At 60.8% G+C, this 265-nt stretch carries 1 protein-coding gene; it reads left to right on the plus strand.

Going from position 1 to position 265, the window contains the following annotated elements; genetic code table 11:
* Positions 1–49: 49 nt before the first annotated feature.
* Positions 50–265: PucR family transcriptional regulator ligand-binding domain-containing protein (locus tag SB772_RS41925; RefSeq protein WP_410838764.1), on the plus strand; the 216-nt coding region annotated here is incomplete at its 3' end.

The following is a 265-nucleotide window of genomic DNA, read 5'->3' on the forward strand; positions in this document are numbered from 1 at the left end:
CAAGATACGATGTGTCTAAAGAAATACCGGTCACATCTTACGGAGTGTCATGTCAATTCTGCTTGGGCAAGCCCTGAACAGCGAAACCCTCAAAGGTACGGATCCCCGCATCATGTCCGCGGCGGACGGTGCCCTTACAAGGCCCGTCCGTTGGGTTCACTCCAGCGAGGTCTTGGACATCGCGCCGCTGCTGCGTGGCGGGGAACTGCTCCTGAGCGGGGGCCAAGCGCTCGCGGGTCAAACGGCGGAGCGCCGCGTCGAGTAT

Source organism: Paraburkholderia sp. SIMBA_030 (assembly GCF_046535245.1).
In the GTDB taxonomy this organism is placed as follows: domain Bacteria; phylum Pseudomonadota; class Gammaproteobacteria; order Burkholderiales; family Burkholderiaceae; genus Paraburkholderia.